The organism is Pseudomonas sp. ICMP22404, from assembly GCF_006227205.1.
GTDB lineage: Bacteria > Pseudomonadota > Gammaproteobacteria > Pseudomonadales > Pseudomonadaceae > Aquipseudomonas.
On the sequence record NZ_VCNG01000001.1, the window covers coordinates 779,982 to 805,563 of the forward strand.

General features: G+C 59.8%; 29 protein-coding genes. 11 read left to right on the forward strand and 18 right to left on the reverse strand.

Going from position 1 to position 25,582, the window contains the following annotated elements:
* Nucleotides 1–106: 106 nt before the first annotated feature.
* Entirely contained in the window at nucleotides 107–385 is a 279-nt protein-coding gene (locus FGE05_RS03590) for a YheV family putative zinc ribbon protein (protein WP_024778466.1), read from the reverse strand.
* On the reverse strand, nucleotides 382–2,433 hold the full coding sequence (gene prlC / locus FGE05_RS03595) for an oligopeptidase A (RefSeq protein WP_055135866.1): 2,052 nt from the start codon (nucleotides 2,431–2,433) through the stop codon (nucleotides 382–384). Before prlC ends, FGE05_RS03590 begins: the two co-directional genes overlap by 4 nt.
* A 99-nt stretch (nucleotides 2,434–2,532) precedes the next feature.
* Here prlC and FGE05_RS03600 point away from each other — a divergent pair, with 99 nt between their 5' ends.
* The 3 genes from FGE05_RS03600 (at nucleotide 2,533) to FGE05_RS03610 (ending at nucleotide 4,442) form a co-directional block, all read left to right on the forward strand.
* Nucleotides 2,533–3,078, forward strand: a complete 546-nt coding sequence (locus tag FGE05_RS03600; RefSeq protein WP_139641587.1) for a gamma carbonic anhydrase family protein — start codon at nucleotides 2,533–2,535, stop codon at nucleotides 3,076–3,078.
* Nucleotides 3,079–3,145: 67 nt separating this feature from the next.
* On the forward strand, nucleotides 3,146–3,796 hold the full coding sequence (locus FGE05_RS03605; protein ID WP_139641589.1) for an HAD family hydrolase: 651 nt from the start codon (nucleotides 3,146–3,148) through the stop codon (nucleotides 3,794–3,796).
* Between the two features lie 187 nt (nucleotides 3,797–3,983).
* Nucleotides 3,984–4,442 (forward strand): transposase, encoded by a 459-nt coding sequence (locus tag FGE05_RS03610; RefSeq protein WP_139641591.1) that lies wholly within the window; start codon nucleotides 3,984–3,986, stop codon nucleotides 4,440–4,442.
* A 131-nt stretch (nucleotides 4,443–4,573) separates the two neighbouring features.
* Here FGE05_RS03610 and FGE05_RS03615 read toward each other — a convergent pair whose 3' ends face one another.
* Nucleotides 4,574–5,650, reverse strand: coding sequence for an aminopeptidase (locus tag FGE05_RS03615; RefSeq protein WP_139641593.1), 1,077 nt, complete (start codon nucleotides 5,648–5,650; stop codon nucleotides 4,574–4,576).
* Between the two features lie 60 nt (nucleotides 5,651–5,710).
* Between FGE05_RS03615 and FGE05_RS03620 the strand changes: the two genes are divergently transcribed.
* Together FGE05_RS03620 and FGE05_RS03625 are read left to right on the forward strand one after the other, a co-directional pair.
* A complete protein-coding gene (locus FGE05_RS03620) occupies nucleotides 5,711–6,124 on the forward strand; it encodes a hypothetical protein (protein WP_139641595.1) in 414 nt (137 codons plus the stop codon).
* Nucleotides 6,125–6,163: 39 nt separating this feature from the next.
* On the forward strand, nucleotides 6,164–6,589 hold the full coding sequence (locus tag FGE05_RS03625; RefSeq protein WP_139641597.1) for a hypothetical protein: 426 nt from the start codon (nucleotides 6,164–6,166) through the stop codon (nucleotides 6,587–6,589).
* Here the strand turns inward: FGE05_RS03625 and FGE05_RS03630 are convergent.
* Together FGE05_RS03630 and FGE05_RS03635 are read right to left on the reverse strand one after the other, a co-directional pair.
* Nucleotides 6,586–6,819 (reverse strand): DUF1161 domain-containing protein, encoded by a 234-nt coding sequence (locus FGE05_RS03630; RefSeq protein WP_139641599.1) that lies wholly within the window; start codon nucleotides 6,817–6,819, stop codon nucleotides 6,586–6,588. The genes FGE05_RS03625 and FGE05_RS03630 overlap by 4 nt on opposite strands.
* 129 nt (nucleotides 6,820–6,948) lie before the next feature.
* Nucleotides 6,949–7,380, reverse strand: a complete 432-nt coding sequence (locus tag FGE05_RS03635; RefSeq protein ID WP_139641600.1) for an OsmC family protein — start codon at nucleotides 7,378–7,380, stop codon at nucleotides 6,949–6,951.
* Between the two features lie 231 nt (nucleotides 7,381–7,611).
* Between FGE05_RS03635 and FGE05_RS03640 the strand changes: the two genes are divergently transcribed.
* A complete protein-coding gene (locus FGE05_RS03640; protein ID WP_139641602.1) occupies nucleotides 7,612–8,613 on the forward strand; it encodes an LLM class flavin-dependent oxidoreductase in 1,002 nt (333 codons plus the stop codon).
* 53 nt (nucleotides 8,614–8,666) lie between these two features.
* Here the strand turns inward: FGE05_RS03640 and FGE05_RS03645 are convergent, their stop codons facing one another.
* Both FGE05_RS03645 and FGE05_RS03650 read right to left on the reverse strand, forming a co-directional pair.
* Nucleotides 8,667–8,888 carry a DUF1161 domain-containing protein gene (locus FGE05_RS03645; protein WP_139641604.1) on the reverse strand — a complete coding sequence of 74 codons (222 nt, stop codon included), beginning with the start codon at nucleotides 8,886–8,888 and terminating at the stop codon, nucleotides 8,667–8,669.
* Nucleotides 8,889–9,003: 115 nt separating this feature from the next.
* Nucleotides 9,004–9,219, reverse strand: a complete 216-nt coding sequence (locus tag FGE05_RS03650) for a dodecin (RefSeq protein WP_041024236.1) — start codon at nucleotides 9,217–9,219, stop codon at nucleotides 9,004–9,006.
* Nucleotides 9,220–9,389: 170 nt separating this feature from the next.
* Here FGE05_RS03650 and FGE05_RS03655 point away from each other — a divergent pair, with 170 nt between their 5' ends.
* Nucleotides 9,390–9,716: a YqjD family protein gene (locus FGE05_RS03655; protein ID WP_024778479.1), complete on the forward strand. Its 327-nt coding sequence runs from the start codon at nucleotides 9,390–9,392 to the stop codon at nucleotides 9,714–9,716.
* On the opposite strand, the gene FGE05_RS03660 is transcribed toward FGE05_RS03655, so the two are convergent.
* Complete coding sequence (locus tag FGE05_RS03660) at nucleotides 9,713–10,606, reverse strand: LysR family transcriptional regulator (protein WP_139641607.1); 894 nt, start codon at nucleotides 10,604–10,606, stop codon at nucleotides 9,713–9,715. The genes FGE05_RS03655 and FGE05_RS03660 overlap by 4 nt on opposite strands.
* A gap of 114 nt (nucleotides 10,607–10,720) precedes the next feature.
* On the opposite strand from FGE05_RS03660, the gene trpB reads away from it, so the two are divergent.
* Entirely contained in the window at nucleotides 10,721–11,953 is a 1,233-nt protein-coding gene (trpB, locus tag FGE05_RS03665) for a tryptophan synthase subunit beta (RefSeq protein ID WP_139641610.1), read from the forward strand.
* Entirely contained in the window at nucleotides 11,953–12,765 is an 813-nt protein-coding gene (gene trpA / locus FGE05_RS03670) for a tryptophan synthase subunit alpha (protein ID WP_041024239.1), read from the forward strand. The genes trpB and trpA overlap by 1 nt, the downstream gene beginning before the upstream one ends.
* A gap of 61 nt (nucleotides 12,766–12,826) precedes the next feature.
* Here the strand turns inward: trpA and FGE05_RS03675 are convergent, their stop codons facing one another.
* The 10 genes from FGE05_RS03675 to FGE05_RS03720 all read right to left on the reverse strand — a co-directional run bounded on the left by FGE05_RS03675 (nucleotide 12,827) and on the right by FGE05_RS03720 (nucleotide 22,649).
* Nucleotides 12,827–14,788 carry a DUF4105 domain-containing protein gene (locus FGE05_RS03675; RefSeq protein WP_139641612.1) on the reverse strand — a complete coding sequence of 654 codons (1,962 nt, stop codon included), beginning with the start codon at nucleotides 14,786–14,788 and terminating at the stop codon, nucleotides 12,827–12,829.
* Entirely contained in the window at nucleotides 14,785–15,105 is a 321-nt protein-coding gene (locus tag FGE05_RS03680; RefSeq protein ID WP_003187020.1) for a DUF2388 domain-containing protein, read from the reverse strand. The genes FGE05_RS03675 and FGE05_RS03680 overlap by 4 nt, the downstream gene beginning before the upstream one ends.
* 26 nt (nucleotides 15,106–15,131) lie before the next feature.
* The gene (locus FGE05_RS03685; RefSeq protein WP_139641614.1) at nucleotides 15,132–15,440 is read right to left on the reverse strand and encodes a DUF2388 domain-containing protein; all 309 of its coding nucleotides are present in this window, start codon (nucleotides 15,438–15,440) and stop codon (nucleotides 15,132–15,134) included.
* Between the two features lie 106 nt (nucleotides 15,441–15,546).
* Nucleotides 15,547–15,864, reverse strand: coding sequence for a DUF2388 domain-containing protein (locus FGE05_RS03690; RefSeq protein ID WP_139641616.1), 318 nt, complete (start codon nucleotides 15,862–15,864; stop codon nucleotides 15,547–15,549).
* Between the two features lie 327 nt (nucleotides 15,865–16,191).
* Nucleotides 16,192–16,407: a DUF1127 domain-containing protein gene (locus tag FGE05_RS03695; protein ID WP_024778486.1), complete on the reverse strand. Its 216-nt coding sequence runs from the start codon at nucleotides 16,405–16,407 to the stop codon at nucleotides 16,192–16,194.
* A 324-nt stretch (nucleotides 16,408–16,731) separates the two neighbouring features.
* Nucleotides 16,732–18,225: an acetyl-CoA hydrolase/transferase family protein gene (locus FGE05_RS03700; protein ID WP_139641618.1), complete on the reverse strand. Its 1,494-nt coding sequence runs from the start codon at nucleotides 18,223–18,225 to the stop codon at nucleotides 16,732–16,734.
* A gap of 198 nt (nucleotides 18,226–18,423) precedes the next feature.
* Complete coding sequence (locus tag FGE05_RS03705; protein ID WP_139641621.1) at nucleotides 18,424–19,860, reverse strand: NAD(P)(+) transhydrogenase (Re/Si-specific) subunit beta; 1,437 nt, start codon at nucleotides 19,858–19,860, stop codon at nucleotides 18,424–18,426.
* The gene (locus tag FGE05_RS03710; RefSeq protein WP_003220416.1) at nucleotides 19,860–20,180 is read right to left on the reverse strand and encodes an NAD(P) transhydrogenase subunit alpha; all 321 of its coding nucleotides are present in this window, start codon (nucleotides 20,178–20,180) and stop codon (nucleotides 19,860–19,862) included. Before FGE05_RS03710 ends, FGE05_RS03705 begins: the two co-directional genes overlap by 1 nt.
* A gap of 15 nt (nucleotides 20,181–20,195) precedes the next feature.
* Nucleotides 20,196–21,317 carry a Re/Si-specific NAD(P)(+) transhydrogenase subunit alpha gene (locus FGE05_RS03715; protein ID WP_139641623.1) on the reverse strand — a complete coding sequence of 374 codons (1,122 nt, stop codon included), beginning with the start codon at nucleotides 21,315–21,317 and terminating at the stop codon, nucleotides 20,196–20,198.
* A 435-nt stretch (nucleotides 21,318–21,752) separates the two neighbouring features.
* Nucleotides 21,753–22,649 carry a LysR family transcriptional regulator gene (locus FGE05_RS03720; RefSeq protein ID WP_139641625.1) on the reverse strand — a complete coding sequence of 299 codons (897 nt, stop codon included), beginning with the start codon at nucleotides 22,647–22,649 and terminating at the stop codon, nucleotides 21,753–21,755.
* A 157-nt stretch (nucleotides 22,650–22,806) separates the two neighbouring features.
* Between FGE05_RS03720 and FGE05_RS03725 the strand changes: the two genes are divergently transcribed.
* Both FGE05_RS03725 and FGE05_RS03730 read left to right on the forward strand, forming a co-directional pair.
* Nucleotides 22,807–23,988, forward strand: a complete 1,182-nt coding sequence (locus FGE05_RS03725; RefSeq protein WP_139641627.1) for an acyl-CoA dehydrogenase — start codon at nucleotides 22,807–22,809, stop codon at nucleotides 23,986–23,988.
* Between the two features lie 13 nt (nucleotides 23,989–24,001).
* The gene (locus FGE05_RS03730; protein ID WP_139641629.1) at nucleotides 24,002–25,222 is read left to right on the forward strand and encodes a CaiB/BaiF CoA-transferase family protein; all 1,221 of its coding nucleotides are present in this window, start codon (nucleotides 24,002–24,004) and stop codon (nucleotides 25,220–25,222) included.
* The last annotated feature ends 360 nt before the right edge of the window (nucleotides 25,223–25,582 follow it).

The following is a 25,582-nucleotide window of genomic DNA, read 5'->3' on the forward strand; positions in this document are numbered from 1 at the left end:
CTTCCTGTCTGTCTGGGCTGACCAGTCTGGGCAGGAAGGCGTGAAGCCTGGCGGTATATATATATCGCTCCCGGGCCGGGTGGCCCGGAAGGTGATGCCGGACATGTCAGTCGGTTTTTTTCTTCAACTTGGGGTTGGGAAAGAACTGTACCGCCTGGACCTTGGCGTCCGGCACTTTAAGCGCCGACGTATTGACCCGGGTGCCCAGTTCCTTGGGCACCGATAGGCCTTGTTCGTTGAGCGTGTCGGAATAACCACAGGCGACGCACTCGCGGTGCGGCACGCCGTCTTCGTTCCACATCATCAACTTGTCCGGCTCGCTGCACGCCGGGCAGACTGCCCCGGCGATAAAGCGTTTTTTCGTGATCACAGGCCCCTCGCTCATGCTGCCGCGTCCTCGCTCAGGCCGCTATGGCGCAAGAGTGCGTCAATCGACGGCTCACGGCCACGGAAGTCGACGAACAGCACCATCGGTTCCTGGGAACCTCCACGGGCCAGGATCGCCTCGCGGAAAGCGCGGCCGGTGTCGGCGTTGAGCACGCCGTCTTCCTCGAACTTCGAGAACGCATCGGCCGACAGCACTTCCGCCCACTTATAGCTGTAGTAGCCCGCCGCGTAGCCGCCGGCGAAGATGTGGGCAAAGCTGTTGGGGAACCGGTTGTAGGCCGGAGGACGCATCACCGACACCTCGTCGCGCACACCTTCGAGCACTTGCAGCACGCTGCGGCCGTCGCCATGGGTGGCGTGCAGTTCGAAATCGAACAGCGAGAATTCCAGTTGGCGGACCATCATCAGGCCGGACTGGAAGTTTTTCGCCGCCAGCATCTTCTCCAGCAGGTCCTGGGGCAGCGGTTCGCCGGTCTCGTAGTGACCGGAGATCAGCGCCAGGCCTTCAGGCTCCCAGCACCAGTTCTCCATGAACTGGCTTGGCAGCTCCACGGCATCCCAGGCCACGCCGTTGATGCCGGATACGCCGGCGTGCTCGACGCGGGTCAGCAGGTGGTGCAGGCCATGGCCGAACTCGTGGAACAGTGTGGTGACTTCGTCGTGGGTCAGGAGGGCCGGTTTGCCACTGTCGGCCGGGGTGAAGTTGCACACCAGGTTGGCGACCGGGCTTTGCAGCACGCCATCGATCGTGCGACGACGGTCCCGGGCGCCGTCCATCCAGGCGCCACCACGCTTGTTGGCGCGGGCATAGAGATCGAAGAAGAAACGCCCGACGTGCTGGCCGTTTTCCTTGATCTCGAACAGGCGCACGTCCGGGTGCCAGGCGTCGAAGCCTTTCAGCTCGGTGATCTCGATGCCGTAGAGGCGTTGCACGATGGCGAACAGACCGCTCAGTACCTTGTCGATCGGGAAGTACGCGCGCAGGGCTTCCTGGGCGACGCTGTAGCGCTGCTGGCGCAGTTTTTCACCGTAGAAACCGCTGTCCCAGCTTTGCAGATCGGGGCAGCCTTGCTCGGCGGCGAAGGCTTTCAGTTGTTCCAGATCCTGGGCGGCAAACGGTTTGCTGCGCTTGGCCAGGTCACGCAGGAAGCTGAGGACCTGGTCGCTGGACTCGGCCATCTTGGTCGCCAGGCTCAACTCGGCGAAATTGGCGAAGCCCAGCAATTGGGCCAGCTCCTGGCGCAGGTCGAGGATCTGCTCCATCACCGGGCCGTTATCGTTCTGACCGGCATTCGGGCCTTGGTCCGACGCACGGGTGCAGTAGGCCGCGTAGACTTCTTCACGCAGGGCGCGGTCTTCGGCGTAGGTCATCACCGCGTAGTAGCTGGGGAATTCCAGGTTGATCAGCCAGCCGTCCAGTTCCTTGGCCTGGGCTGCCGCAGCCATTTGTGCCTTGGCCGAATCGGTCAGGCCGGCGAGCGCCGCTTCGTCGGTGACGTGCTTGGTCCAGGCCTGGGTGGCGTCCAGCAGTTGGTTGGAGAACCGGCTGCCCAGCTCGGACAACTTGCTTTGCACCTCGGCGTAGCGTTTCTGCTGCTCCGGTGGCAGGTCGATACCCGACAGACGGAAGTCTCGCAGGGAGTGTTCCAGGATGGTTTTTTGCGCCACGTCGAAACCGGCGGCCTCAGGGCTGTTCGCCAAGGCTTCGAAGGCCTGGAACAACTCACGGTTCTGGCCCAACTCAGTGGAGTAGGCGCTCAGGGCTGGCAGGCAGGCTTCATAGGCTTCACGCAGTTCAGGGCTGTTGCGCACCGCGTTCAAGTGGCTCACCGGGCTCCAGGCGGCGCCCAGGCGATCGTTGAGCTCGTCCATCGCCAGCACCAGGCCGGCCCAGCTTGGCTGTTGGCCTTGGGTCTTGAGGATCTGCGCGATGGCGGCACGGTTGTCAGCCAGGATCTGCTCGATGGCCGGTTGCACGTGTTCGGCACGGATCGCCGAGAATGGCGGCAGGTCATAGGGCTGTAAAAGAGGGTTGTTCACGCTCACGGTTGGCACCTTGGCTGGAAGAAACATCGGCCCATCTTAATTACAATCGACCTTCACCGCAGCTAGCAGCGACTATCAGTAGAAAAGAGAGAGCCTATCGTGACCCTTCGCACGTACCAGAATCACACCCCACGGCTTGCCCGGGGCGCTTTCGTCGACAGCACCGCGGTGGTGATCGGCGACGTTGAAATCGGCGAAGACAGCTCCGTCTGGCCACTGACGGTCATTCGCGGCGATATGCACCGCATCCGCATCGGCGCCCGTACCAGCGTGCAGGACGGCTGCGTGCTGCATATCACCCACGCCGGCCCGTTCAATCCCGATGGCTTTCCACTGTTGATCGGCGACGACGTGACCATCGCCCACAAGGTCATGCTCCATGGCTGCGCCGTGGGCAGCCGGGTGCTGATCGGCATGGGCAGCATCGTCATGGACGGCGCGGTGGTCGAGGATGAGGTGATCATTGGTGCCGGCAGCCTCGTACCGCCGGGCAAACGCCTGGAGAGTGGCTTCCTGTACGTGGGCAGCCCGGTGAAACAGGCCCGGCCGCTGACTGACAAGGAGCGCGCCTTCTTCACCTACAGCGCGGCGAACTACGTCAAGCTCAAGGATTTGCACTTGGCTGAAGGTTATGACCAGCCCTGAAACATCTGGTGAGTCCCCTCGCCACAGATGACCCCTTGCTACTGATTCATTCACCTCGGGAGCTTGCATGCACTACCAAACCGTACTGTTCGACCTCGACGGTACCCTCACCGACCCGCGTGAAGGCATCACCCGTTCGATCCAGTTCGCCCTCAGCCAATTGGGCATCGACGAGCCCGACCTGACCCGCCTCGAACATTTCATCGGCCCGCCGCTGCTGCAGGCCTTCATGCAGTTCTATGGCTTCGACGAAGCGAAGGCCTGGGAGGCGGTGAATTTCTACCGCGAGCGCTTCAAAGTCACCGGCCTGTACGAAAACCGCGTTTTCGAAGGGGTGATGCCGCTGCTGGAAACCCTGGTGGGGCAGGGTCGGCAGTTGTACATCGCCACTTCCAAGCCTTGGGTCTTTGCCCGGGAAATCGCCCGGCATTTTGATTTTGCGCGGCACTTCAAGGTGATCTACGGCAGCGAGCTGGACGGCACCCGCACCGACAAAGTCGAATTGATCGCCCACCTGCTGGCTGAAGAAGGCATCGACCCGGCGAAGACCCTGATGATCGGCGACCGTAAACATGACCTGATCGGCGCGCGCAGCAATGGCCTGGATGCGGCTGCGGTGGGGTATGGGTTTGGCAGTCGTGAGGAGCTCCTGGCCGAGAGTCCGGCGTATCACTTCCAGACGGTGGATGAGCTGCATCAGGCATTTATGCGAGGGTAGTTCGATGGTCATCGCGGGCAAGCCTTGCTCCCACGGAATCCATCCGGCATGAGGGAATTGTCGGTTCTGTGGGAGCAAGGCTTGCCCGCGATGAGGCCACCCAGACACATCCTGCTCCAACTTTTCAGATCAGATCCGCTTCTGCTGTCTAGCCTTAGGACAAAGACAGATCAAGGAGGATCCCCCATTGAAAACCCAGGCACATTCCAATCGATTGCGTTTCGGGCGTTATTCGCAATCCGGACAAATTTATCTATTGACGGTAGTAGCGCTCCGTCGCGATCCGGTTTTCAATCGCTTCGAGACAGGACGTTTGGTAGTGGACGCCTTTCGAAAAGCTCAGCAAGAACAATTCGCCCGTTCCCTGGCCTGGGTTGTCATGCCGGACCATTTTCATTGGCTGATTGAATTGCAGGATATAGGGCTTTCGAAATTGATTGCGCGCACGAAGTCCCGGACCACCGTAGCCTTCAATCGACAGATGCAGCGTCAAGGACCGCTTTGGCAAGAAGGTTTCCACGACCGGGCCATTCGCAAGGAAGAAGATTTGCAAGCGGTGGCGCGTTATATCGTGGCAAACCCTCTGCGAGCGGGGTTGGTTAAGCGGATAGGGGATTATCCGTTGTGGGATGCAGCATGGATCTGAGTCGGCTTATGCGGTGTTCATGACGGCCTCATCGCGGGCAAGCCTTGCTCCCACAGAACTCATCGGGCATGAAGGACTTCCCTGTGGGAGCAAGGCTTGCCCGCGATGAGGCCGGCTCAATCACTGGATATCTATGACCCTGCCAACGCCTTCAACGCCGCCTTGCGCTCATCCATTGGCAGCTTGCCCAGTTTTTCCACCGCGGCATAAAACGCGACCCAGTCACCCGATTCCTGTCGGAACAAGGCCGCAAACGCCGGCACCCATTGGTCATACAGGCCAAACGGCAGTAATCGCGCATTGTTCAGCGGCGCATAGACCCAGGCATCGTAACGTTTGTCGCCGGCCCACTGGCTGTCACGTAGCTGCGCATATTCGGCGCGTAGGCGTTCGAACGCCTGAAGCTTTTGCTGACGCATCTGTTCGGGTGGCAGGGGCTGGGTATAGAGCTTTTCCAGTCGTTGACGGGTGTCGAGGATCAGCTGGATGAACTGATCGCGCTGACGTGCCTGCTGGCCGTTGTCCGGCGCCAGCCCGCGACTGGCGCGCCACTGCCGGGTGCCTTCCTGTTCGACGAAGGTGGCGAAGGACTCGTTGAACTCAGTTTCGTCCTGTACGTAGAACCGCTGGTGCGCCAGTTCATGAAAAATCAGTGTGGCCAGGCGTTCGTCGCCCCAGTGCATCATCGAGCTCAGGATCGGGTCGTTGAACCAGCCCAGCGTCGAATAAGCCTCTACCCCGCCAATCGACACATCCATGCCACGCAAACGTTGCAAGGCGGCTTCGCCACGGGCGGCACTCTGGCTGTAGAAGCCGCGATACGCCACGCAACCGGCGATGGGAAAGCAGTGGTTTTGCGGGGCCAGGGAAAATTCCGGCGTGGCGAAGACATTCCAGACTACGTAAGGCCGACCAATGTCCGCATACAGGCGGTAACTTTTGTTATCCGGCAGATGCAGGTGAGCGCTGGCGAAGGTTCGTGCCTCACGCGCCTGCACCAGATGCTCCCGCAACCGGGCGTCGCGAGTGGGGTCGGCAATCACCTGGTCGACGGGCTCCCGGGCCTGCAACAGCCGCAGCTGTCCGCTGATGAGCTGGCCGTAGTAACCGACGTTGGAACAACCGTTGAGTAACAAAAGCAGGAGGCCCGGAAACAAAAGCCTGAAAACACGGTCGAGTAACCGATGGCTGGAACGCGGCCTGATCAATTGGAATCACCTTGGGAAAAGTCTGCGCACAAGACTATCCCGCCTGCCCGGAGCTTCGCTATGCGCATGTTGATGCTGACGAGTGGCCTGTTGCTGCTGACCGGTTGTGCCAGCTTGCCTGACCCTGATCCTTCGCAAGCGTGGATCGATCTTGGCAATCATCAGGACACGGCGCTGCAAGCGCTGGAAGTCGATGACAAGACGTCCGTGGACAAACGTTATTTCGAAGTGCAGCCCGGCGCCCATGAGTTGACCGTGCGTTATCAATTTGCCGTCGAGCCCGGGAATATTGGCCCGGATGCCGAGCCGCTGTGGCGGGATTGTCGGTTGAGTGTGAAATTCAAGGACTTCAACGCAGGCCAGCGCTACCAGTTGCAGGCCGGCAGCATCGGTTTCCGACCATGGGCCAAGCTCTATGACCAGCAGCGCAAAGTGGTGGGCCAAGGTACGCCGGCGGGCTGCCAGCAGAGTTGATCGGCGCTATGCTCAACACCCGACTTCAGGGAATCCACCATGCGCCCTCATATCCTGTTACTGGCTCTTGTCTCGTTGAGCGGTTGTGCATCAAGTCCGCAGCCCCCGGTCGATCCGAACATGGCCTGGGTCGATTTTGCGACCCCCATGCCGGGCGGAAAACTGCTCATGGCCGAGGGCCTGGATGGGCAACGCTTGCAAGATGGGCGGTTCTTCCAGGTTTCGCCGGGCAGCCATGAGCTGAAAGTGCGCTTCGACTTCGAGGTCATGAGTGGGGGTGGGTTGGGCATGCAGGCCGAACCGCAGGAGCGGTTGTGCTACATGATCGTGCGCTACGATCATTTCGAGGCTGGCCAGCGTTATCGGCTGGAAGCTCGCAACCTGGCGTTTACCCCAAGTGCCCGGCTCTATAATGCCAAGCGTAAGATTGTCGCCGAGGAGCGGCAGGTCAACTGCGTCCCTTAATTGTCGTTCTTCTGGTAGATGATTTTCTTCGTACCGCCTTCGCAGGTGCCGACCACCATGTTTTGATCGTGGACTTCTTCGTTCGTGGCGATTTCCAAGGTGTAGGACGACACTTTGTTCGCCTGGATCTTCGCCTCGATTTCCGCTTTCAGTTCTTCACAGGATTTTGGCGCCGCCAGGGCTGACGTGGTCAAGGCGCAACCGATGATGACCAGGGCAAACCGTTTCATGCTCGAACTCCTCGCTGCAGCACGTACCGCTTGTACGTTGAAACTGCCTACTGCATTCGACCACACATTGCTCAACGGGTAACAGGGGAAGATCGCAGCCTTCAGCGGCTGCGATCCTTATGCAGGGCGTCAGTTCACCAACGTGGCATCCAGGGTGATCTTGGCGTTCAACACCTTGGAAACCGGGCAACCTTCCTTGGCCTTGTTGCTCAGTTCTTCAAACTGCTGCTGGCTGGCGCCGGGGATCTTCGCCTTGAGAATCAGCTTCACCGCCGTGATGGCAAAGCCGCCGTCGACCTGGTCGAGGGTCACTTCGGCATTGGTATCGATACTGTCGGCCTTGAGCCCGGCATCCCCCAGAATCATCGAGAACGCCATGGAGAAGCAGCCGGCATGGGCCGCGCCGATCAGCTCTTCGGGGTTGGTGCCGCGGCCGCCTTCGAAACGGGCCTTGAAACCATAGGGTGCTTCACGCAGTACGCCGGTTTCCGTGGAGATGGAGCCGATGCCGGTTTTCAGGTCACCTTCCCAGTGAGCCGATGCTTTCTTAATGATAGCCATGTCTGCCTCCTCAAGATCCGGCGCGCGGGTTGCGCCGGGTGTTTTTTGACTGCCAGGCTTGTGAGGATAGACCGTCCGATAAAGTTCACTTCATCGATTAGTCGACTAATTTAGTAGGAAAATTCGTTGCAGCTATTGAAACTCGGGTATATGCCCACATTGCAGGGAACACACCTACAGAAAACGGTAGGCTTTTGCTCGTAGGAAAAGCCCCGTTGGAGACGCCGGCCCATGAAACAGCTGTCCGAAGTGAAATTCTCAACCCTCGACCTCGTGCCTGTCCGCGAGGATGGCAATGCCGCCCGTTCCTTGCGTAACTCGCTGGATCTGGCGCAGCACGTGGAAAAATTCGGCTACACCCGTTTCTGGGTGGCCGAACACCACAATATGGATGGCATCGCCAGCTCCGCGACGGCGGTGTTGCTGAGTTATCTGGCCGGTGGTACTTCGACCATTCGTGTCGGTTCCGGCGGGGTGATGTTGCCCAACCATGCACCGTTGATCATCGCCGAACAGTTCGGCACCCTGGAAAGCCTCTACCCTGGTCGGATCGATCTGGGACTGGGTCGTGCGCCCGGCTCCGATCAGATGACTGCCCGGGCCTTGCGTCGTGAGCGCTCCGGTAGTGCGGATGATTTCCCAGAGGATGTGGCCGAGCTGATGCGCTATCTCGGCCCGCGCACGCCCGATCAACGCATCATCGCCATGCCTGGCACCGGGACCAACGTGCCGGTGTGGTTGCTGGGCTCCAGCCTGTTCAGTGCGCAGTTGGCCGGTGAGCGCGGTTTGCCCTACGCCTTTGCCTCCCACTTCGCGCCGCGCTACATGCATGAGGCGATTCGCATCTACCGTAATCACTTCCAGCCGTCGGCGGTGCTCGACAAACCCTACGTGATGCTCGGCGTGCCTTTGGTGGCGGCGGATACCGATGAGCAGGCTGATTATCTGGCGACTTCGGTGTATCAGCGGATCCTCGCGCTGATGCGCGGCCAGAGCCTGGTGCAGCGTCCGCCCGTCGAAACCATGAACGGTCTCTGGTTGCCCCATGAGAAAGAAGCGGTGGGCGATTTCCTTGGCCTGGCGATGGTTGGTGGTCCGCAGAAGATCCGTGCCCGCCTCGAGGTGCTGATCGAGCAGACTCAGGCCGATGAGCTGATTTTCACCAGCGACCTGTATGAGCATGCCGACCGCTTGCGTTCATATGAATTGTTGGCGCAGGTCATGAAGGGCTGAATCGTGCCCATGAAAAAGCCGACGCATGCGTCGGCTTTGACATTCGAGCAGCATCAGCGCTTGTAGACGATTTCCTTCGCACCACCCTCACAAGTACCGACGACTTTCCCGTCACTCGCCGCACCTTTATCGACGATCTCCAGCGAATAACCTGACACCTGCTTGGCGTCGAGCTTCGCTGCGATTTCGCTTTTCAGCTCCTCGCAGGGCTTACCGGCGGCAAATACCGAACCCGCAAGGCTCAGCAGACCCACAGCAACCATCAACTTTTTCATCGCTCGCACTCCTTGGTCGGATCAATAGGCTGGTATTAAACAGGAGGGATGCGCCCGCCGGATAGCGCATCGCCATTCCTATGGCACTCCGCCAGCCTGCAAGTTCCAAGCCCCCTCAGCTATTTGCGATCCGGAACCCGACCTTGAGGGTCACCTGAAAGTGCGCGGCCCGGCCGTTTTCAATATGCCCACGGGTTTCCGTGACTTCGAACCATTCCAGGTGCTTGAGGCTTTTGCTGGCTTCGGCCAGGGCATTGTTGATGGCATCTTCGATGCTGGTGGGAGACGAGCCGACCAGCTCGACCTTTTTGTACGTGTGATGATCAGTCATGGCGTTCTCCTTAGGTTATCTCTAGCCGCTTGGCTACCAAGAGCCTAGCAGCGATTTTTCGCCTTACGTGTGGTGCCGTTCACGCGCTGAAGTTCAGATTTACTGCACTTTCAGAAATGCTGGGAGTCCCAACTTTCACACGCACTCAACCACTGCAGGAGAGAGCCACCATGGCCAGCAATTCATTACGCAAAGCCTCGTTGCAAAGCATGGAAGCGGAAATCGAGAATCTGCTCAAGTCGTTGGAAAGCCTGAAGGACGACGCTTCGGACGAGTCGCGTAAGACCCTCAAATCGCTCAAGGCAAACGCCGAAAATGCGTTGAAGCATTCCCGTCATCTGCTCAGCGATGCGTACGAAGAGGTCAAGGTGAAAACCCGCGAAACAGGGCTCGCCACACGCGATTACGCTCAAGAGCACCCTTGGACGACCGCCGGTGTCGCGGTCGGGGCTCTTGGTCTGTTGGCCGCTTATCTGCTGTGCAAGCGCGGTGATTAAGCCGGTTGGCTCAGCTCATGCCTGAGCCACTGAGCCAACTGCCGGGCACGGCCGTCCGCGGCGCGCTTGGGTAGCCACAATGCCAGTCGCGCCGGGGTTTCATCGAAGCCCCATGGCGCGACGAGGCGTCCGGCGCGCACATCCTCGGCCACCAATGGCTCGGGAGCGATGGCCACGCCCAGCCCAGCTACCGCGGCCTCCAACAAATAATACAAATGCTCGAAACCCTGGCCGAATTTCAGCGCCTGGGGATCGAGGTTGTTCTGCCGTGCCCAGGTCGGCCAGGCTTGAGGACGCGACGTGGTATGCAGCAACGACTCGCCCAGCAGCGCATCGACCGGGGCGCCGTTCAGGTCGACGAAACCGGCGTAACGCGGGCTCATGACCGGACCGATCCGCTCGCTGACCAATTCATACACTTGCATGTCTGCCGGCCAGGGAGGCTCGGCAAACACCAGTAAAGCGTCCAGCCCTGGGCGCCTGGGGTCCAGATCACCTTCGCCAGCGGACAGATGCAAGCGCAAGTCCGGCAGATCGGCATTGAGCCGGCCCAGGCGCGGAATGAACCAGCGCGCCAGCAGACTGCCCGAGCAGCCCAGCACAAACGGAGCATCCGCCATGCTTTGGGTGAGTTCGGCGCAGACGCTACGTAGCCGCTCGAAAGCTTCGGCGCTGGCATCGCGCAGACGCAGGCCCGCATCTGTGAGTTTCAGGCCGCGTCCGTCCTTGATGAACAGGCTGACGCCCAGATGCTCCTCCAGCACCTTCAACTGTCGACTGACTGCGCCGTGAGTCACGTGCAGCTGTTCGGCCGCCTGGCTTACGCTGTTCAAGCGGGCGGTGGCTTCGAAGGCGCGCAAGGCGTTAAGCGGAGGCAGATCGTGGCTCATGGTATCTGTGAGTTTTCCTGACAGGTTGCGGCGATCTTATCGGTTTTCAGAGAGGGATGTCAGGGGTAGAGTGACCTCATTGTCTTCTTTCGCATTTGCCTGGAGCGTTCTCCCATGACCCAGCCTACGACCCCTTTCAACCTGCGCAGCGGCCCCGACGCCAACGGCCTGTTCGGTACGTTCGGCGGCCGCTATGTGGCCGAAACCCTCATGCCGTTGATCCTTGATCTGGCCCGCGAATACGAAGTGGCGAAGGAAGATCCTGCATTCATCGAGGAGCTGGCCTACTTCCAACGGGACTACGTCGGTCGTCCAAGCCCGCTCTATTTCGCTGAGCGCCTGACCGAATACTGCGGTGGCGCGAAGATCTATCTCAAGCGCGAAGAGCTGAACCACACCGGCGCGCACAAGATCAACAACTGCATCGGTCAGATCCTGCTGGCGCGGCGCATGGGCAAAAAACGCATCATTGCCGAGACGGGCGCCGGCATGCACGGTGTGGCGACTGCCACCGTGGCCGCGCGTTTCGGTCTGGATTGCGTGATCTACATGGGTACCACTGACATCGAGCGCCAACAGGCCAACGTGTTCCGCATGAAGTTGCTCGGCGCCGAAGTGATTCCGGTGGTAGCGGGCACCGGCACCTTGAAGGACGCCATGAACGAAGCGCTGCGTGACTGGGTCACCAACGTCGACAGCACGTTCTACCTGATCGGCACCGTGGCCGGTCCGCACCCGTATCCGGCCATGGTTCGCGACTTCCAGGCGGTGATCGGCAAAGAAACCCGCGATCAACTGCAAGCACAGGAAGGCCGCCTGCCGGACAGTCTGGTGGCGTGCATCGGTGGTGGTTCCAACGCGATGGGCCTGTTCCACCCGTTCCTGGACGACAAGAGCGTCGACATCATCGGCGTTGAAGCGGCTGGCTACGGCATCGAAACCGGCAAGCACGCGGCGAGCCTGAACGGTGGTGTCCCCGGTGTATTGCACGGCAACCGTACCTTCTTGCTGCAGGACGAAGACGGCCAGATCATCGACGCCCATTCGATCTCCGCCGGCCTCGACTACCCAGGTATCGGTCCGGAACACGCCTGGTTGCATGACATCGGTCGCGTCCAGTACACCTCGATCACCGATACCGAAGCGTTGGATGCCTTCCACAAATGTTGCCGCCTGGAAGGCATCATCCCTGCGCTGGAAAGCTCCCATGCCCTGGCTGAAGTGTTCAAGCGCGCACCGAACCTGCCCAAGGACCACCTGATGGTGGTCAACCTCTCCGGCCGTGGCGACAAAGACATGCAAACCGTGATGCACCACATGGAACAGTCCCAGCAGGAGAAACACTGATGAGCCGCCTGCAAACCCGCTTTGCCGAACTCAAGCAACAGAACCGCGCCGCCCTGGTGACCTTCGTGACCGCTGGCGACCCGAACTACGACACCTCCCTGGCGATCCTCAAGGGCCTGCCGGCGGCCGGTGCCGATGTGATCGAATTGGGCATGCCGTTCACCGATCCGATGGCCGACGGCCCGGCGATCCAGTTGGCGAACATCCGCGCGCTGGGTGCCCAACAGAACCTGGCGAAAACCCTGCAGATGGTTCGCGAGTTTCGTAAAGACAACAGTGAGACGCCCCTGGTGCTGATGGGTTACTTCAACCCGATCCATCGTTATGGCGTGCAGCGCTTCATCGGCGAGGCGCTGGATTCCGGCGTTGATGGCTTGATCGTGGTGGACATGCCGCCCGAGCACAACGGCGAACTGTGTGATCCGGCCCAGGCTGCGGGCCTGGATTTCATCCGCCTGACCACGCCGACCACCGACGATGTGCGGTTGCCGACCGTGCTCAATGGCAGTTCGGGCTTTGTGTACTACGTGTCGGTGGCGGGCGTGACCGGCGCCGGTGCCGCGACGCTGGAGCATGTGGAAGAAGCCGTGGCGCGTCTGCGTCGCCATACCGATCTACCGATCAGCATCGGTTTCGGCATTCGCACGCCGGAGCAGGCCGCCGCCATCGCACGGTTGGCCGATGGCGTGGTGGTCGGCTCGGCGTTGATCGACCATATCGCCAGTGCCGAGACATCGGAGCAGGCCGTCGACGGTGTGCTGAGCTTGTGTGCCGCCTTGGCTGACGGTGTGCGTAAGGCGCGCGTGAGCTGATTTATTGCTGAAAAAAAAGGGTTCAGAACCAAGTTCTGAACCCTTTTTTATGCCTGGGACACTAGGGCAATTCCAACCCACCGCTCGCCTTGTGCAGCTTGCGCAAATGCTCACCAAGCTCCTTGACGTTGGCCTCGCTCGCGGCGATTTCAGCAGCGCGGCTAGGCTCGAGCAGCGCCCGGACTTCCTTGTCCAGATCTCCCGTCAGTGTTTGAAGCTGTTTCTGGCGCAGGCTGCTTTCCGATTCCAGTCGCTGCCACTCGCTGGGTTGTGGCAACCCGTAGCCGCTGCTGCCCAGCAACTCCGCGGGGCGGCTCAGGAAACCGCTGTTGGCGAGGATCTGTTGCAGTGTCGCGTTGGCCCTTTCCATGCCGCCGTTCTGCAGCTCACGGGCACCGAGGTAACGTTGTTTGACCTCATCCTGGGCCAGCAGCAATTGCCGGCGATAACTGGCCTGTTCCAGCAACAGTAAAGCCGCGCTGGTGCGCAGGTCAGCCTGTTCGAACCAGACACGGCGCTCGGCGGCGTCCAGGGCCAGCCAGTCTTCCACCGATTGTTGTTTGATCGGCAGGTATTTCTTCAGCACATTGAACATCGCCTGATACCGATCGCGAAAGGAATCGAAGCGGTAGCCCAGGCGCAGGGCCTCCTTGGGGTCATCCAACACGCTGGTATCCGCCAGACCCCGGCCCTTGAGTACTTCCAGTAATCCGTTGGGCATGATGCTGTCCAGGCCCTTGAGTTGTTCGTTATTGCTGCCGCTGCGCAGCAGCTTCAAGCTCTCCACCGCGCAGTTATTGGACAGGAAGTAATAGCTGCCGTCGTAGCTCCAATGCATTTCGGCGGCGTGCTCGACCGTCTCTTCGATCTCGGTCCGTGACAGGTTCAGCGGCACGGACGCCAGGCTTCGCAATTCGGTCTTGGTGTATTCGTCGATCACCTGGGCCAGTGGCAACACGAACAGGCGCGACGGGTACTTGCCCACCAGGCCATCCCAACTGGACAGCTGCACATCACCCACGAAGGCGCGGTACGAGAGCACCAGGTGTTGATCCAGATCCAGCCGGCAATCTGGCCCACGTGGGCGACCAGGTGCGCAGATCACCAACCGCAGCATGCTGTGGCCCCAGCGGCTGACCCAATTCTGATTGGCTTCGGCCAACAGATAGTCGATGGCGTAAACCCGTTCCGGATCGACCTTGCCCAGGGGTGTCCTGGCGAAATCGTTGCCGGCGTTGAGGAAGGCGAACGACTTGGCGCAGGTGTCCTTGGCGGGCGGGGCCCAACCAAAGTGTTCTTGGTAATAGCGGTACAGCGCGGGTCGTCGGCAGGCGTAGCTCGGGTCGAGGAGAAAGTACTCCATGTTGACCGCGACGAATTCCTTGGGGCTGCTGGTCTCGTAGAGGTCCGGGCTGCGGGCGACCTGGCGGTTGTGTTGCTCCCGTTCACCGCGACGGCCGACGTACTGTGGCCAACCTGCGAGGTCCAGCAGGCGGGGATCGTCACTGAGGGTGAAACGGCGGTCGTTCTGGCCGCGGCACTCATCCGGAAGGCCGATCAGCCCGGCGCTACTGTTGCGTCGTGTGCAGCGCTGGATCAACGCGCGCTCGGCATCCGGCCATAAACGCGCGCGGTCATAGATGTGGGTCAGTTCGTGCAGGACGGTGGCGAGCAATTCCCGCCGCACGGTACCGTGGGGGCGGTGGGTCTTCTGCGTAGCGGCGCTGCCGTCCGTGAGACTGTCGAGCAGATTGCTGTTGAGGTCGAGCTGTGACACCCGCGAGGCTTGGCCATACGCGTTGGCTGGCATCCGGTCGGTCCAGCCGACATCGATACGACGGTCCAATTGTTCGATGAAGCGCGGCGGCAAGGCCGCCATGGCTTCATCGAGCAGCGCCTGGCTGGCCTGCTGTTGCGCGGGGCTCAGGCCTTCATCGTTGAGGTGCAGTCGCAGGCCTGCCTGGGCTGCGCCGCCCATGAGCAGCAGGGCCCCGGCCGCCAGCCAGGCGGCGAGCCGCCTCACAGTGCGAGGATGGCTTCGGCGAGGACCTGGTCACTGGCATCGCGGGCTTCCGGCACGCGGGTACGCAAGGTGTCGAAGGCGGCCTCAAGATGAGCGCCACGGATTTCACCGTTGCTGGCGACGAAGCTGGCTGCATCGTCATGGGCTTCGCGGACGATCTTCGAATCACGGATGGAAGTGGTGGTATCGGAGGTGAAATCGATCGTGCGCTGCGAGGCGCGAACGATGATGTTACTGGTGGCTACCAGGGTATGGGCCTGGGCCACATCGGCCAATACCAGCAGGCCTAGGGCGGCAGCAATCAGCGGGCTACGCATGGAACGACTCCGGAAAGTAGGGATAACTATTGGACGAGAATTGCCTGTGCCAGTTCAAGGTCGCTGACATGAAGTTTTGGCTGGGTCTGGCGTAGATAAGCCAAGGCCGACTCCAGTCGTGCGCCTCGTAACTGTCCTTCACTGGCAACGAATGCCGCTGCGTCATCGCGAGCGGCGACGATCAGTTTATGGTCGAAGGGCGCGGAGGTCACCATGCTCGTGGCGTAGCCACTGACGACCAACTGCTGGGTGGATACATCGAAGGCTTGAGCCGAAACGGACCAGCAGGCAGCGACCAGGAACAAAACGATAGGCAGATCTGAGGTAAAACGCATGGCACTCGACGGTTGATGGCGAACCTGAAGGCTAGCGCAAACCGCCGGGCCAGAGCCAGCGTTGAAACATCGGGATACCTTCGGCCGCCCGATATTTCATGTTGGATCAGATCACCAGGATCGCCTGGGCCAGTTGGGCATCGGTGGCATTCAATTGCGGTGCCTGTTGGCGGATGAAATCCAGAGCACTTTCCAGCTTCACGCCACGGATAGCGCCTTCGCTGGCCACGAAACTGGCGGCATCGTCACGGGCCGCCTGGACGATTTTATTGTCCCGCAGCGAGGAGGTCGCATCGGAAGTTGCATCGGACGTGGCCTTGAGCGCGCCGACGATGGAGTCGGTGGTGACGATGAAGCTGCTGGCATTGGCATGGGCGGCTACGGCCAGCAGGGTTGCAACGCTGAGCAGACGAAGACGGATCATGGTGAGATTCCTTGGATAATGAGAATGCCGGTTCTGTAGCTGGAAGAGGAGACGTCTGTTCGACTCGCTTCGCCACGTTCGCCTGGATAGTAAAGTCAGATCGCGACGCAGGACAGCTTTGATAAGGGATCCCTCCAGGGTTCTGACTGCAAATCAAAACTGTACCTGTAGATATGATGATCTATAAAACTGTACCTGTTTGCAATCTGGCATCGAATTTAGGGGCACTTAAACGACAAGACCCGTCGCGGTTTCCCGCGACGGGTCTTGTTGTGTTCAATTCGGTGCTGGCGGTGGACCCGGTGGGTCAGGGCCAGCGACGCTGAGTTAGCGCCAGAACGGCTTGCTCAGCTCTTCGTAGCGTTGTGCTTCGCTGATACCGGCGTCAGCCAGCAGGCGAGCATCCAGACGAGCCAGTTGATGGCGGCTGGCGATGCGGCGCTGCCACAGCATCAGGTTGGCAATAACGCGAAGAGGCAGGGAAGCCTGGTTTTTTGCAGCGTTGTCTTCGAAAAACAGCTCGGAACTGAGTGTACGTTCCATGGTTGACATCCTTCCGCTTATGGCGGGATTAGGTAGTGGTTTAACTTTAACTGGTGCCCATGATCCTCTCGTTTGGCCAGACTCTGTAGATACAGTTCTCTAGTATTGTGCGCGACCAGTTAACTGTTAAAGGGCGGTGTACTGGTCCATATTAAGGCAACTGTACCTGTCTGCACATTTATGGTGCGTTTTAGGTTGGGTTTGGGTGTAGAGCATTAAAAACCTCTAGAAAAACACCGGTACAGCAGTACAGTTTTTGTCGGTAGTCGCAGAAAAGCTTTGATTGACGAAAACTGTATGTGCCGTAGCGCCGATCCAGCTGTATCAAACGGCCAACATGCGTCCGGTTTCTTCCAGGTTCTGGTGCCAACTCAGTGCATCGCGAAGGATGTGAGGCGTATGTCCACCCAAGGCGCATGCCGCTTCAAAATACTCGTTCAAGGCCTGGCGATAAGTCGGATGCACACAGTGGTCGATGATCACTCGCGCCCGTTCCCGCGGTGCCAGGCCTCGCAGGTCGGCCAAGCCGACCTCGGTAACCAGGATGTCGACATCATGCTCGGTGTGGTCCACGTGGCTGACCATGGGGACGACGCTGGAGATGGCGCCTGCCTTGGCAATCGACTTGGTCACGAAAATCGCCAGGTGCGCGTTGCGGGCGAAGTCTCCCGAGCCGCCGATGCCATTCATCATCCGTGTCCCGCAGACATGGGTGGAGTTGACGTTGCCATACAGGTCGAACTCCAGGGCGGTATTGATGCCGATGATGCCCAGGCGGCGGACTATTTCAGGATGATTGGAAATCTCCTGTGGTCGCAGGACCAGTTTGTCCTTGTACTTCTCCAGGTTGGCGAACACATCGGCATTGCGCCGGCTCGACAGCGTAATGGAGCTGCCTGAGGCGAAGCTCAGTTTGCCGGCGTCGATCAGGTCGAACGTGGAGTCCTGCAGGACTTCGGAGTACATGGTCAGCTCTTCGAAGGGCGAATCGATCAGCCCGCACATCACGGCGTTGGCGATGTTGCCAATACCGGCCTGCAGCGGGCCAAGCTTGTTGGTCATGCGTCCGGCCGCGACTTCGCGCTTGAAGAAATCGATCAAGTGATCGGCAATGGCCTGGGTGTCGCTGTCCGGTGGTGTGACGGTCGACGGCGAGTCGCCCTGATTGGTGATGACAATGGCAGCGATTTTCTCCGGCGGGATCGGGATGGCGGTACTGCCGATACGGTCGTCGACCTTCACCAGGGGAATCGGTGTGCGGGTTGGGCGATAGGTTGGGATATAGATGTCGTGCAGCCCTTCCAGGTCCGGGTTGTGGGCCAGGTTGATCTCAACGATCACTTGCCGGGCGAAGATGGCAAAACTGGCGGAGTTACCCACTGACGTGGTCGGGACGATGTGGCCTTGCTCAGTGATGGCGACGGCTTCGATCACGGCAATATCAGGCAGCTTGAGCTGGGCGTTGCGCAGTTGCTCTACGGTTTCCGAAAGATGCTGGTCGATGAACATCACTTCGCCTGCGTTGATCGCCTTGCGCAACGTGCTGTCGACCTGGAACGGCATACGCCGCGCCAGCACGCCGGCTTGAGTGAGCTCCTTGTCGAGGTCGTTACCCAGGCTCGCGCCGGTCATCAGGCTGATTTTCAGCGGGCTGACCTTGGCGCGCTCGGCCAGGGCGTGGGGGACTGCTTTCGCTTCACCGGCGCGGGTGAAGCCGCTCATGCCGACGGTCATGCCGTCCTCGATCAACAACGCTGCGTCGGCAGCGCTCATCACTTTATCCAACAAGGAAGGCAGGCGAATGCGGTCACGGTACATGAAGTGTTTTCTCGGGCTGGGAGCATGGATGCGCAGTCTAGTGAATTCGCGCGGTACCCGACCCGCGACAAAAGTCGCATTTTAGGCGTCTATTACGAGGGTTTCAGGCAAAACATCATTACCGGATCGGTAACATCGGGCCTTGATACAAATCAAAACGCCCCGACAAGTCGGGGCGTTTCAGTGAAGCAGAGAGCGTTATTCCACGGCTTTGACCATGTCTTCGATGACTTTCTTGGCGTCACCGAACACCATCATGGTCTTGTCCAGATAGAACAGCTCGTTGTCCAGGCCGGCATAGCCGCTGGCCATGGAGCGCTTGTTGACGATGATGGTCTTGGCCTTGAAGGCCTCGAGGATCGGCATGCCGGCAATCGGCGATTTCGGATCGTTCTTCGCCGCCGGGTTGACCACGTCGTTGGCGCCGAGCACCAGGACCACGTCGGCCTGGCCGAACTCGGAGTTGATGTCCTCCATCTCGAACACCTGGTCGTATGGCACTTCAGCCTCGGCCAGCAACACGTTCATGTGCCCGGGCATGCGACCGGCCACGGGGTGGATCGCGTACTTCACGGTCACGCCATGGTGAGTCAGCTTCTCGGTCAGCTCTTTCAAGGCATGCTGCGCCCGGGCCACCGCCAGGCCATAGCCCGGCACGATGATCACGGTATCGGCGTTGGTCAGCAGGAACGTTGCGTCATCCGCCGAGCCGGATTTCACCGGACGCGCTTCTTTCGAGCCGGCCGGACCTGCCGCATCGGCGCTGTTGCCGAAGCCGCCCAGCAGCACGTTGAAGAACGAACGGTTCATCGCCTTGCACATGATGTACGAGAGGATCGCACCGCTTGAGCCCACCAGGGAGCCGGCGATGATCAGCATCGAGTTGTTCAGCGAGAAACCGATACCGGCCGCAGCCCAGCCCGAATAGCTGTTGAGCATCGACACCACCACCGGCATGTCCGCACCGCCGATGGGGATGATGATCAGCACGCCCAGCACGAATGCCAGAGCCAGCATCAGGGCAAATGCGCTGAAGTTGCCCGTGACCATGAACGTTACGCCCAGTCCCAGTGTGGCCAGGCCCAGGATCAGGTTGAGCTTGTGCTGGCCGCCGAACTGCACCGGCGCGCCTTGGAACAGGCGGAACTTGTACTTGCCGGACAGTTTGCCGAAGGCGATCACCGAACCGGAGAAAGTGATTGCACCGATCGCCGCGCCGAGGAACAGCTCCAGGCGGTTACCGGCCGGAATCGAGTCGCCCAGTTGCTTGACGATGCCCAGGGATTGCGGCTCGACGACGGCGGCGATGGCGATGAACACGGCCGCCAGGCCGATCATGCTGTGCATGAACGCCACCAGCTCCGGCATCTTGGTCATCTCGACGCGTTTGGCCATGATCGAGCCTGCGGTGCCGCCGATCAGCAGGCCGACGATGACATAGCCGATGCCCGCGGTTGCAAGCTCGGCCCCCAGCTTATAGATGAGGCCCACGGTCGTGGCGATCGCCAGCGCCATGCCGAGCATGCCGAACAGATTGCCGCGACGGGATGTAGTCGGGTGCGACAGGCCCTTGAGGGCCTGGATGAAACAGATCGACGCGATCAGGTACAGCGTCGTTACCAGGTTCATGCTCATTACTTGGGCGCCTCTTCTTTTGCTTTCGGGGCTTTTTTCTTGAACATCTCAAGCATGCGGCGCGTCACCAGGAAGCCACCGAATACGTTGACCGCGGCCAGGGCCACAGCCAGGGTGCCCATGGTCTTGCCCAGCGGTGTCACGGTCAGCGCGGCGGCGAGCATCGCGCCGACGATCACGATCGCCGAAATGGCGTTGGTCACGGCCATCAAGGGGGTGTGCAGTGCAGGCGTTACGTTCCAGACCACGTGGTAACCGACATAAATCGCCAGCACGAAGATGATCAGGTTGTAGATACCGGGGGAGATAAGCTCTTCCATTGTCTGAATCCCTGCTTAGGCGTTTTTGCGGATGACCTGGCCGTCGCGGCACATCAGGCACGCGGCGACGATGTCGTCTTCCAGGTTCACGTCGAACTGACCTTCCTTGGTGAAGACCAGCTTCAGGAAGTCCAGCAGGTTACGGGCATACAGTGCCGAAGCGTCGGCTGCGACTTCACCGGCCAGGTTGGTCGGGCCGACGATGGTCACGCCGTTCTCGACAACCACCTGATCGGCCACGGTCAGCGGGCAGTTGCCACCCTGGGCTGCCGCGAGGTCAATGACCACCGAGCCGGGTTTCATCTGTGCCACGGTTTCGGCGCTCAGCAAGGTCGGTGCCTTGCGGCCGGGGATCAGCGCGGTAGTGATGACGATGTCAGCCTGCTTGGCGCGTTCGTGCACAGCCTGGGCCTGGCGTTGCATCCAGCTTGCGGGCATGGGGCGAGCGTAGCCGCCGACACCGACGGCGCATTCGCGTTCTTCGTCGGTTTCATAAGGCACGTCGACGAACTTGGCACCAAGGGATTCGATCTGTTCCTTCACCGCCGGACGCACGTCCGAAGCTTCGATCACCGCGCCCAGGCGTTTAGCCGTGGCAATCGCCTGCAACCCGGCCACGCCCGCGCCGAGAATCAGCACGCGCGCCGCTTTCACGGTGCCTGCCGCCGTCATCAGCATTGGCATGAAGCGAGGGTAGTAGTGCGCGGCCAGCAGCACGGCCTTATAGCCGGCGATGTTGGCTTGGGACGACAGCACATCCAAGCTCTGGGCGCGGGAGGTGCGCGGCGCTGCTTCGAGGGCGAACGCGGTGATGCCGCACTCGGCCAGCTTGGCGATGGTTTCGTTGTTGAACGGATTGAGCATGCCCACCAGAACGGTGCCGCTCTTGATCAGCGTCAGTTCGCTATCGCTGGGAGCAACCACCTTGAGGATCAGTTCGGCCCCGAACGCCTCGCTGGCGCTGCCAATGGTCGCGCCTGCGGCCTCATAGGCACTGTCGATAACGCTGGCCTTGAGACCCGCGCCGCTTTGAACAGTGACTTTATGACCTTGGCCGATCAGCTTCTTGATGGTTTCCGGGGTAGCAGCAACCCGTGTTTCACCCGTCTGGGTTTCGAGAGGAACACCAATGTGCACGTCAAATCTCCTGCGTGATCTTATTGAGTAAACCCATGCACTTCGGATGGTGCGACTGGGGCGGCGGATCAGCACGATCCCGCCGAATCAGGCGGGGCGCGGCATTTTGCAGGCGAAAATACAACCCTTCAAGGGATTATGACGGGTGACGAAAAATTAACTACAAGTCACCCTGTGACCGAATGTCGCAATCATCGGGTCATATCCCCTGTAGGCCGTGCCTTTCAAGGATTCAGGCTCAAATTGATAAATTTTCCCATCGGCCAGATGAATGAGCCGTAATGAGCGGGGCGATATGGCTCAAAGCCACGTATTTGAACGCTTCTGAGACTACTGTACTGATTTCTGAACAGATTGACTGATTGCGACAAAAACTTATATCTGTAGCGCTTTTTATTAGCTTACTACCGGAGTCAGTCATGACTCATTTCCTTATTAATCAGGCACGTAGCCCCTGGCCTGGCCTACCAGCCAATCACGAAAAGCTCGCAGCGATGCAGATTCGACCTTTCGTTCCGGGATCATCAGGTAATAGGCCTTGATGCTCGATAGCGCGTTGCTGTTGGCAACGACCAAGCGTTTTTCCGCCAGCTCCCGCTGGATCAGGAAGGGCGGAATCAAGGCTATTCCCATGTCGTGCATGGCGGCCTGGGCAAGCATGGGGAATAGTTCATAACGCGGGCCTGTCAGGTCGCGGGCAACATTGAGGTCCTGCGCGTTGAACCACTGGCGCCAGGCATATGGACGGGTGGTTTGCTGCAGCAGGGGTAACTCGGCAATGGCTTGCGGTGTCAGGTTGCTGCGGTCGCCCAATAGCGCGGGGCTACAGACTGGCATGGGATTTTCACCCATGAGTTTGTGGGATTCGGTGCCGGACCAGTCGGCGTCGCCAAAATAGATGGCGGCGTCAAAGTCCGTGTCCGCAAACAGAAAGGGGCGCGTGCGATTGGTCAGGTTGACGGTGACTTCCGGATGTTGCTTCTGGAAATCCTTCAGGCGCGGTAACAGCCATTGGGTCCCAAACGTGGGAACCACGGCCAGCTCAATCACGTTTGCGCCGGTGTGCCCCATCACCGAGAGCGTATCGCGCTCGACGGCGTCCAACTGGGTGGCAACCCGGCGGCTATAGGACAGGCCGGCTTCAGTCAGTTTGACGCCGCGCCGCGAACGTCGGAACAACTCCACGCTGAGAAAATCCTCCAGGCTGGCGATCTGTCGGCAGATCGCCCCTTGGGTGAGCGAAAGCTCCTGCGCGGCCTTGGTGAAGCTCTCATGGCGTGCGGCGGCTTCGAAGCTGATCAGTGCGGCGGTGCTGGGTATCTTTCTACGCATGTACGGAGACCTCACTGGTCGGCGGCATAAACAGGGCTTTTGACGTTTACGGAGTGAGAAATTAGCACAAGCACATGCGTAATCGTCGTTTGCCCTCGTAGGAAAGCGCGCCTAGGATCAATCCACGATTTTTCATTTGATTGGCGAGGATTTTTTCATGGCCGGTAAAGCGAGCTTCAACTGGATCGATCCATTGTTGCTGGACCAGCAACTCACCGAAGAAGAGCGCATGATCCGCGACACTGCCCAGCAGTTCGCCCAGCAGAAGCTTGCGCCCCGGGTGCTGGAAGCGTTCCGTCATGAAAAAACCGACCCGGCGATCTTTCGTGAGATGGGTGAAGTGGGACTGCTGGGCGCCACCATTCCGGAGCAGTACGGCGGCAGTGGTTTGAACTACGTCAGCTACGGCCTGATCGCTCGTGAAGTAGAGCGGGTCGACTCCGGCTACCGCTCGATGATGAGTGTGCAATCTTCGTTGGTCATGGTGCCTATCAACGAGTTTGGCACCGAAGCCCAGAAGCAGAAGTACCTGCCGAAGCTGGCCTCCGGTGAGTGGATCGGTTGCTTCGGTTTGACCGAGCCGAACCATGGTTCCGACCCGGGCGCGATGATCACTCGTGCGCGCAAAGTCGAAGGCGGCTACAGCCTGACGGGCAGTAAGATGTGGATCACCAACAGTCCGATTGCCGATGTGTTTGTCGTGTGGGGCAAGGACGACGCCGGTGATATCCGCGGTTTTGTACTGGAGAAAGGCTGGAAGGGCCTGAGCGCGCCGGCCATCCATGGCAAGGTCGGGCTGCGGGCTTCCATTACCGGCGAGATCGTCATGGACAACGTGTTTGTTCCGGAAGAGAACATCTTCCCGGATGTGCGTGGTCTGAAAGGTCCGTTTACCTGCCTGAACTCGGCACGCTACGGCATTTCCTGGGGCGCCTTGGGCGCCGCGGAGTTCTGCTGGCACACCGCTCGTCAATACACCCTGGATCGCCAGCAGTTTGGTCGTCCCTTGGCGGCCAACCAGTTGATCCAGAAGAAACTGGCCGATATGCAGACTGAAATCACCCTCGCCCTGCAAGGATGCCTGCGTCTGGGGCGTATGAAAGATGAAGGCTCGGCGGCGGTGGAGATCACTTCGATCATGAAGCGCAACTCCTGCGGCAAATCCCTGGATATCGCGCGTATGGCGCGGGACATGCTGGGTGGCAATGGCATTTCCGATGAGTTCGGCATTGCCCGTCATCTGGTGAACCTTGAAGTGGTGAACACCTATGAGGGGACACACGACGTTCATGCGCTGATCCTCGGTCGCGCGCAAACCGGTATCCAGGCGTTCTATTAATAGGAGAACGGCCATGGGCGCACTTTCGCACCTGCGGGTACTGGATTTATCGAGAGTCCTGGCCGGGCCGTGGGCCGGCCAGATCCTGGCGGACCTGGGGGCGGAGGTTATCAAGGTCGAGCGCCCGGGCAATGGCGACGACACGCGTGCCTGGGGGCCGCCCTTCCTGAAGGATGGGCGGGGCGAAAATACGACCGAGGCGGCTTATTACTTATCGGCCAATCGCAACAAGCAATCGGTCACCATCGACTTCACCCGACCCGAGGGGCAGAACCTGGTGCGGGAGCTGGCAGCCAAGTCCGACATCCTGATCGAGAACTTCAAGGTCGGTGGGCTTGCAGCTTATGGCCTGGACTACGACTCGCTGAAGGCGATCAACCCGCGGTTGATCTATTGCTCGATCACCGGGTTTGGCCAGACCGGTCCTTATGCAAAGCGCGCCGGTTATGACTTCATGATCCAGGGCCTGGGGGGGCTGATGAGTCTCACCGGTCGGCCCGAGGGCGATGAGGGGGCCGGGCCGGTGAAGGTCGGGGTGGCACTGACGGATATCCTCACGGGACTCTATTCGACTGCTGCAATCCTGGCGGCACTGGCTCACCGCGACCAGGCCGGTGACGGTCAGCATATCGACATGGCCTTGCTGGACGTTCAAGTGGCTTGCCTGGCCAACCAGGCGATGAACTACCTGACGACAGGCAATGCGCCGAAACGATTGGGCAACGCTCACCCCAATATCGTGCCTTATCAGGATTTTCCTACGGCTGATGGCGACTTCATTCTTACCGTGGGTAACGACGGCCAGTTCCGCAAGTTTGCTGAAGTCGCTGGTCAACCGCAGTGGGCTGATGATCCTCGTTTTGTAACGAACAAGCAGCGGGTGGCGAACCGAGCGGTACTGATCCCGTTGATTCGCCAGGCGACGGTGTTCAAGACCACTGCTGAATGGGTGGCCCAGTTGGAGCAGGCCGGAGTGCCCTGCGGGCCGATCAACGATCTGGAGCAGGTGTTTGCCGATCCGCAGGTGCGGGCTCGCGGACTGGCAATGGAGTTGCCTCACGCGTTGGCCGGTAAGGTGCCCCAGGTAGCCAGCCCGATTCGCTTGTCCAAGACGCCCGTGGAATACCGTCGTGCGCCTCCGTTGTTGGGGGAACACACGCTGGAGGTGTTGCAGCGTGTGCTTGGCTTGGATGAAGCGGCTGTAACTGCTTTTAAGGAGGACGGAGTCATTTGAAGCTTTCTTCTATATAGAGGGGAGGCTTTTGGCGGGTATAGACGGCGTTTTATCGGGTGTGTCGCAACGTATTGATAGAAAAGCGAAATTAAGGGTTGACGGCAGATTCTGAGTCTCTATAATTCGCCCCACTTCCGGCGCAGTCGAAACGGAAAACTCCTTGAGTTTCAATGAGTTAGACGATTTAAGATGGCGCAGGGCTTCAGTTCATCGAAGTCCGGAAGGAGTTGGCAGGGTGTGTTGTTTGGCCCCGTTGACGGTTCGATCTTCTCGGTCGAAAGCGGTGAAAAAGAGGTGTTGACAGCAGCGACTAACGCTGTAGAATTCGCCTCCCGCTAACGAGAGATCGAAAGCGCAAGT

Excerpts from the sequence above, each read along its gene's own strand:
- FGE05_RS03590 (WP_024778466.1), bottom strand. The coding sequence starts at position 385 with ATGAGCGAGGGGCCTGTGATCACGAAAAAACGCTTTATCGCCGGGGCA.
- FGE05_RS03605 (WP_139641589.1), top strand. The coding sequence starts at position 3,146 with ATGCACTACCAAACCGTACTGTTCGACCTCGACGGTACCCTCACCGAC.
- FGE05_RS03620 (WP_139641595.1), top strand. The coding sequence starts at position 5,711 with ATGCGCATGTTGATGCTGACGAGTGGCCTGTTGCTGCTGACCGGTTGT.
- FGE05_RS03625 (WP_139641597.1), top strand. The coding sequence starts at position 6,164 with ATGCGCCCTCATATCCTGTTACTGGCTCTTGTCTCGTTGAGCGGTTGT.
- FGE05_RS03630 (WP_139641599.1), bottom strand. The coding sequence starts at position 6,819 with ATGAAACGGTTTGCCCTGGTCATCATCGGTTGCGCCTTGACCACGTCA.
- FGE05_RS03635 (WP_139641600.1), bottom strand. The coding sequence starts at position 7,380 with ATGGCTATCATTAAGAAAGCATCGGCTCACTGGGAAGGTGACCTGAAA.
- FGE05_RS03640 (WP_139641602.1), top strand. The coding sequence starts at position 7,612 with ATGAAACAGCTGTCCGAAGTGAAATTCTCAACCCTCGACCTCGTGCCT.
- FGE05_RS03645 (WP_139641604.1), bottom strand. The coding sequence starts at position 8,888 with ATGAAAAAGTTGATGGTTGCTGTGGGTCTGCTGAGCCTTGCGGGTTCG.
- FGE05_RS03650 (WP_041024236.1), bottom strand. The coding sequence starts at position 9,219 with ATGACTGATCATCACACGTACAAAAAGGTCGAGCTGGTCGGCTCGTCT.
- FGE05_RS03655 (WP_024778479.1), top strand. The coding sequence starts at position 9,390 with ATGGCCAGCAATTCATTACGCAAAGCCTCGTTGCAAAGCATGGAAGCG.
- FGE05_RS03660 (WP_139641607.1), bottom strand. The coding sequence starts at position 10,606 with ATGAGCCACGATCTGCCTCCGCTTAACGCCTTGCGCGCCTTCGAAGCC.
- trpB (WP_139641610.1), top strand. The coding sequence starts at position 10,721 with ATGACCCAGCCTACGACCCCTTTCAACCTGCGCAGCGGCCCCGACGCC.
- trpA (WP_041024239.1), top strand. The coding sequence starts at position 11,953 with ATGAGCCGCCTGCAAACCCGCTTTGCCGAACTCAAGCAACAGAACCGC.
- FGE05_RS03680 (WP_003187020.1), bottom strand. The coding sequence starts at position 15,105 with ATGCGTAGCCCGCTGATTGCTGCCGCCCTAGGCCTGCTGGTATTGGCC.
- FGE05_RS03685 (WP_139641614.1), bottom strand. The coding sequence starts at position 15,440 with ATGCGTTTTACCTCAGATCTGCCTATCGTTTTGTTCCTGGTCGCTGCC.
- FGE05_RS03690 (WP_139641616.1), bottom strand. The coding sequence starts at position 15,864 with ATGATCCGTCTTCGTCTGCTCAGCGTTGCAACCCTGCTGGCCGTAGCC.
- FGE05_RS03695 (WP_024778486.1), bottom strand. The coding sequence starts at position 16,407 with ATGGAACGTACACTCAGTTCCGAGCTGTTTTTCGAAGACAACGCTGCA.
- FGE05_RS03700 (WP_139641618.1), bottom strand. The coding sequence starts at position 18,225 with ATGTACCGTGACCGCATTCGCCTGCCTTCCTTGTTGGATAAAGTGATG.
- FGE05_RS03705 (WP_139641621.1), bottom strand. The coding sequence starts at position 19,860 with ATGAGCATGAACCTGGTAACGACGCTGTACCTGATCGCGTCGATCTGT.
- FGE05_RS03710 (WP_003220416.1), bottom strand. The coding sequence starts at position 20,180 with ATGGAAGAGCTTATCTCCCCCGGTATCTACAACCTGATCATCTTCGTG.
- FGE05_RS03720 (WP_139641625.1), bottom strand. The coding sequence starts at position 22,649 with ATGCGTAGAAAGATACCCAGCACCGCCGCACTGATCAGCTTCGAAGCC.
- FGE05_RS03725 (WP_139641627.1), top strand. The coding sequence starts at position 22,807 with ATGGCCGGTAAAGCGAGCTTCAACTGGATCGATCCATTGTTGCTGGAC.
- FGE05_RS03730 (WP_139641629.1), top strand. The coding sequence starts at position 24,002 with ATGGGCGCACTTTCGCACCTGCGGGTACTGGATTTATCGAGAGTCCTG.